Origin of the sequence: Corynebacterium sp. MSK073 (genome assembly GCF_030232085.1) — a bacterium.
In the GTDB taxonomy this organism is placed as follows: Bacteria; Actinomycetota; Actinomycetes; order Mycobacteriales; family Mycobacteriaceae; genus Corynebacterium.
The window spans coordinates 1-5,377 of the sequence record NZ_JASPIY010000025.1 but is presented as its reverse complement, the minus strand read 5'-3'; the positions used below and the strand labels follow the sequence as shown (position 1 = coordinate 5,377).

Sequence of the window (5,377 nt, the reverse complement as noted above, 5' to 3'; positions counted from 1 at the left end):
GACTCACAATGAACATCCTCTCCTACGGACACAAGATCCGCACTAATCGGGTGTCCACTAAACGAGGGTAACCTCACCAGGCATTCATAGCTAGTTTGTTGTGCAGCTTCATTCTCATTTCATAGTGTCCTAAGTGTAAGCTTCGCGTTCACTTAGGAAGGAATTCAATGAAGCTGAAGAATAAGTTGGCGGCAGCTGCTATTACGGGTGCGTTGATTGTTCCGGCCCAGGCTCAAGCTATGGAGGACTACTTCACTAGTGTAGACGTCGAGAACACGCCTCAAGGAGAGCGTGTACACGTGCATCACAAGGGAGGCCGAAATTATACGAACAATGCTGCTACCTCCGATAAGCTGCACAATGAAATGTGGGATGAGTACAAGCGAAAGACACCAGCGCATCTTCATGGGCAAAATATGCATGATCAGCTCTCTTGCCATATCTCCAATGCTGGATTCAAGGATCCTTGGAATCTAGAAAGCTGGCGTCCAGATGTTGGGTATAATAAAACCGTTCTTGCTCTATGCAATCCATAGCGAGAAGGAGCGTATTCTATGAATCGCACAGTATGGCCGGTACTGCTATCAGGAATCTCAGGCCTAATTATGCTCTCTGCTGGAGCTTTTTTGTTTAGTGCGGGAATGTCTGCCAGTGACGCAGACGCTGGGCAACAATCCGGTAACGCCGTCATTCCTTTACTAATAACGGTAGCTGGCACTGTGCTTGTGATTCTTGCCTTTATTTTCTCCGGCCCTCTATTCGAGAAGAAGACTCCAGTCGACGGCCACTAACCATTTTTGTATTGGTTTCCTTCATTCTCCGCTCTCCTAGACTTAGTACTGTTGCCTCAGTGATGCTTCTAAGATGAGTGAGATGAACACCATCTACTATGTCCCCCAAATTATTTTGGGGGACATAGTTTTATGCAGGGGATTCGGGGGCAATTATAGGTTATCCACCTTAATGCAGAGTTTATTTTTTGATCCATTGGCTGAGGCGTTGTAAGGGGCTGCGCCTTTCTATTGGTGGGTTCTTGGGCTCGGTTTCGGGCTTGGGGTGGGTGTTTTCTTGGTGTGGGGTGGTGGTGAGTTGTTTGTGTGGGGTGTTTTCTAGTGCGTGGATGGTGGTTTTGAGGGCGTCGATGGTGTCTTGTTTGGCTTGGATGAGTTGTTGGGCCTGGTGCAGTTGTTGTTCGGCGTAGTGTGCGCGTTGTTTTTCTAGTTCTAGTGCGTGCACTAGAGTTTGGTGGTCTTGTGTACTGGTTGCACTGGTGGGGGTTTCGGGGGTTGTGTGTGTGATGGTGTCGAGTCGTCCGCTGTTGATGAGGTCGCCGATGGGGATGTACCAGGTGTCTTGTTTTTGCTGGGCTCGGGGGAATTCTCCGCGGGTTCTGGCGCGGGTGATGGTGGATTTGGCGACGCCGGTGAGCCTGGCTGCTTCGGCGATGGTGAGTAGTTGGTCGAGGTGGTCGTCCATGTGTGCAATGGTAGTGGTGTAGTGCGGTGCACTAGGCGCACCACGCTGTTGTATATGGTGCGCTGTGGTGGTGCACCAGGTGGTGCGGCGGGGTGTGTGGGGATGTAGGGCGTGGTGTGTGGCTGCATGCTGGGGAAATGGAGGAGTCGAACATAACGCCCGTTATCGGACAGTGCCTGCACATCTCGCAAAGGGTGGCTGTGCAGGGGGGGCTTCTCTAGCCATCGCGAGATAAAGCGCGTCGGCGGTGTTCCTAAGGGACTCTTTCCTAACCCCACCCCCATTCTGGGGAATGTATTGGCGTCGCAGGTTTTTAAAGATCGTTTTGCATGAGTCTACAGAGAAAATCCTGGTCAGAACACATCTGAAAAAGATACTCTGAGCTGGAAAAATACGCCCTGACGTACGCCTTGACGTACGCCTAGTAGAACAAACCCCATTTGTCAAGACCAAGTGTTGCGTGTGGGGTGAGATGGTGCGTAGCCTCAAGCAGGTAAGGAAAATCCTCTCGGGCTGTGCTTGCCGGCTACCCCGAGAGGACTCAACGACACCTCTATGCTCATAGAAAGGAGCAAAGTGCTTAACAGCAGTATTCCACCTTACTTAACCCCTGTCCACCAAGCTTTTGAGGCGGTCCGCGTACGGACCGCTCCGGACTCCCCACGGGAGCGAGGCGGCAGCCCACAAACCAGCCGCTTTTTCCCAGGCTGCTTGGCCTGGTCCATAGAAATCAGCCTCGTCATGAGCGAGCGCACAGGAAGCGATGGAGCTGTAGAACGGGAGGTGAAGCCTTCTCGAGTCACCGTCTGGGCCCCGGAACGGCCAGATGTTTCACAGGACGATTTGGTGGCCTTTCATGGACTCATGGCCGGAGCAGTCGAAGGAACAGTATTCCTGCAGGCCACAGGCGTAGAAAAGGTCGAGGAGGTCGCGCATGAGCTCCTCTAGTAGACATGACAAGCTGGAGCAACTACGCACAGCCGCCGATGATGCAGACGCGGCTCTCCTCAAGGCTCTGCCATGGATAATCCTGCTGGCAGTGACCATAGCTGGATGCTATTTTCTTTTCTCTGAGCTGCAGAGAAAATGGTGGTTTCGCTCCAGGGCTGCATATCGCGTCTATACGCACCGAGAGAAAATTAGCGAGTCCTTCGGGCTGACCATTAGACGCGTATCTCGTGACGGGCGGATCGTCATTTCCCCGGGAGAGACGGAAAGGTGGAAACGCTCCGGGCTAGAGGCGGAGCTAGCTCAGTTCCTGAAGAGCCCGATTAGATTATCCGCCTTCGATGGATACGTAGTGGTCAAAGACGCTGTAAAAACTCCTGGATACCTTCCAGGCAGAGCCCGCTTTTCCGCGCCCACGGGTGAGATGCTCATCGGTGTAGACATGACGACTGGAGAACCCGCGCGCATTTCCCTGAAAGACAAATCGGGTCTCATTCTGGCGGGTAAGCCTGGCAGCGGGAAAACGGTCTTCCTAAATCAGCTGATAGTGGCGCTTATGAATCGCTCCGAAGTGGTCTTCGTCGACGGAAAGCGAGACGATCCAGCAAAAATCTTGGGAAAAGTCGAATTCCTCCGAGAGACTATGAAAAAGCGCCTTGAGGAGGGTATCGATTTCTGGAAAATCGATACCCGAGACCGACCGAAGCTATTGCTCTTGGTGCTCGATGAGTGCCAAACGTGGTTCTCACCAGCATCAACGTCAAAAAAGGACAAGGTTACTGCAGCAGAGCGCGAAGCGCTCGTGCGCGACCTCGTCCAGAGAGGCAGAAGCGCCGGCGTCTTGGTTGTGCTAGCGACCCAGCGCATGACAGCGGATGTCATCCCAACAGGCATCAGAGACCTCTGCGGAGTGAAAATGGTCGGCCGCGTAACGCGTCCAGAAGATGCCCAGCTCGTGCTGGGTGTACGCCCAGGAGAAGGGGAGCCCGACCCGCTTTCAGCGGAGCCAGGCCAGTTCGTCGTCGACGACGAGTGCCATCCGATGCGGATGGTCCAGGTCTACGGACCCAGATAAGCCGCTCTGGGTGTCTTCGACCGCGGCAGAGCGTCCGGAGCCGGATCTCCCAACGGGAGGACGCCGGCGCAGGACGCGGCGCCGCGAAAGAAGACCCCCAGAAAGCGCCCGATAGGGCGCCGACCACTGCCTAGAAACAGCGCATCAAAGACAATTTCTCAGTGGCAAGGCGGCGAATGCCGCCGCGGCAGCAGATAGGTGCCGGCTAGTGTTACCCCGGCACCTCTGTAGCGTGTATCAACCCAGCTCAGAAAGGGTATTCAGGTGAAGCAATGCGTAGCAAACGTTGTAGCAAGACTACGCAGTCCCGGTCATGGATGGCCACGATATCAGCAGAAAAAATGAGCCGAAAGGAGATAGAAGAAGCACTAGCCTCATACACCTACCTAGGCCAGCTCGAAGAAGGTTCCGCAGATGGATACCGCCACTGGCAATTGCTCATCGACGGTGGAAACTCCCCGATCCGGTTCTCCACACTCAAAAATAAACTGCCCACGGCGCATCTGGAACCCCGCCGCGGCCCCATACAGCAGGCCATCGACTATGTCACCAAAGAAGAGACCCGCGTCTCTGAAGAACCAAGGCTAGAACACGGCATAATTAGACACAGTGACGAAAAAGGGCGTCGCAAGGATGTCGAGGTAGTCCGCGAAGCAATCCTTGAAAAAGGGCTTTCTGCCGACGAAGTCTTCCTTCAAGTCCCCGAATCCAATCGCATGACCGCAATGGTAGAAAAACTCGTCGCTGCGCGAGACCGCTCCCGCCACACTAAGCCTCGCCAGCTAGAAGTCATCTGGCTCTACGGACCGCCCGGAACAGGGAAAACCAGTCGCGCTGTAGAGATGGGAGGCACAAACTATTATCGAGTGACCGACTATCAGCATCCTTTCGATTCCTACTGCGGACAAAAGATGCTCATCCTGGACGAGTTCGACGGTGAAATGCGACTTAGCACTCTCCTCAATGTCCTGGATATCTGGCCTACAGTGCTCCCCGCCCGCTACGCTGACCGTGTCGCCGCCTACAACCAAGTAGTGCTCGTCTCTAACGAAGCTCCCTGGTCTTTCTACTCGTGGGCCTCAGTATCTCGACGACAAGCCCTCGCTCGGCGCATCAATACGATTATGTATATAGACGCTAGCGGTGCTCACGACGTCACCGACCAGTTACGCAGATTCAACGAACCCACCGTAACTATTTAGGCCACGTCCTGAGCCCCTTCCTGAGGGAGGGCTCAGAGGGAGCGCCGTGCCTCTTGTCGCTGACAACAGCGATAAAAAGGCACGTATACAAGGGAAATTAGACTCTTCGACTCTTCCGTCAGTCGGGACGTCGGTCGCTTATACGTGGCTACAGTCATTACCTCTGTAGCCCCGGCGGCATGTGTGCGTACCTCTTGGTTAAGCTCAGCTATATTACTTAACGACCGTAGCCCCAGGCTCGGCGGGCCTTTTCACCCAAGCCTCGCGGTCTTGGGGAGCACCTGGCGGATACGCACGCGCGAAAAGAAGCCAGGCTCTAACCCTGTACTCTCTGCTCGGTAAAAAGCGAGGAACTTCTATTGCTTCGGGAAACCATCCCACGCGGATTTGTGAATCTCTCCGCGCGTCTAACTAGACACACAATCCATGTGCAAGTAGACTGACTATTGAATTGTTACAGCAAGAAAAACCCTAGCTCATCAGAGCTAGGGTTTTTCATATGCCACGCCGTGCTTCATCATGAAATACTTTCTTATCTTTAAAGAAGCACGGTTAACAAAGTCTTTCCGCATTGTTAACGAACAAGGAAAACTTTACCAGTGGGGTTGCCCGCAAATCGTGGACACGTAGTGGAGCTACCTAGTGGTTAGGCAGCGATTTTTTCTTCGTTTCTGGT

Annotated in this window: 5 protein-coding genes; 4 read left to right on the top strand and 1 reads right to left on the bottom strand. The window is 53.7% G+C overall.

Annotation, left to right across the window (positions count from 1 at the left end):
* Positions 1-167 precede the first annotated feature (167 nt).
* Complete coding sequence (locus QP970_RS11405) at positions 168-536, top strand: DUF2599 domain-containing protein (protein WP_284869952.1); 369 nt, start codon at positions 168-170, stop codon at positions 534-536.
* Between the two features lie 18 nt (positions 537-554).
* Entirely contained in the window at positions 555-791 is a 237-nt protein-coding gene (locus tag QP970_RS11400; RefSeq protein ID WP_284869951.1) for a hypothetical protein, read from the top strand.
* A 181-nt stretch (positions 792-972) separates the two neighbouring features.
* Here QP970_RS11400 and QP970_RS11395 read toward each other — a convergent pair whose 3' ends face one another.
* A complete protein-coding gene (locus tag QP970_RS11395) occupies positions 973-1,476 on the bottom strand; it encodes a helix-turn-helix transcriptional regulator (protein ID WP_284869950.1) in 504 nt (167 codons plus the stop codon).
* Between the two features lie 934 nt (positions 1,477-2,410).
* Here QP970_RS11395 and QP970_RS11390 point away from each other — a divergent pair.
* The gene (locus QP970_RS11390) at positions 2,411-3,499 is read left to right on the top strand and encodes an FtsK/SpoIIIE domain-containing protein (RefSeq protein WP_284869949.1); all 1,089 of its coding nucleotides are present in this window, start codon (positions 2,411-2,413) and stop codon (positions 3,497-3,499) included.
* 341 nt (positions 3,500-3,840) lie between these two features.
* Positions 3,841-4,701 carry a P-loop NTPase family protein gene (locus QP970_RS11385; protein ID WP_284869948.1) on the top strand — a complete coding sequence of 287 codons (861 nt, stop codon included), beginning with the start codon at positions 3,841-3,843 and terminating at the stop codon, positions 4,699-4,701.
* The last annotated feature ends 676 nt before the right edge of the window (positions 4,702-5,377 follow it).

Bases quoted from the DNA above. Each gene is read 5' to 3' on its own strand.
- QP970_RS11395 (WP_284869950.1), bottom strand. From the start codon at position 1,476: ATGGACGACCACCTCGACCAACTACTCACCATCGCCGAAGCAGCCAGG.
- QP970_RS11405 (WP_284869952.1), top strand. From the start codon at position 168: ATGAAGCTGAAGAATAAGTTGGCGGCAGCTGCTATTACGGGTGCGTTG.
- QP970_RS11385 (WP_284869948.1), top strand. From the start codon at position 3,841: ATGAGCCGAAAGGAGATAGAAGAAGCACTAGCCTCATACACCTACCTA.
- QP970_RS11390 (WP_284869949.1), top strand. From the start codon at position 2,411: ATGAGCTCCTCTAGTAGACATGACAAGCTGGAGCAACTACGCACAGCC.
- QP970_RS11400 (WP_284869951.1), top strand. From the start codon at position 555: ATGAATCGCACAGTATGGCCGGTACTGCTATCAGGAATCTCAGGCCTA.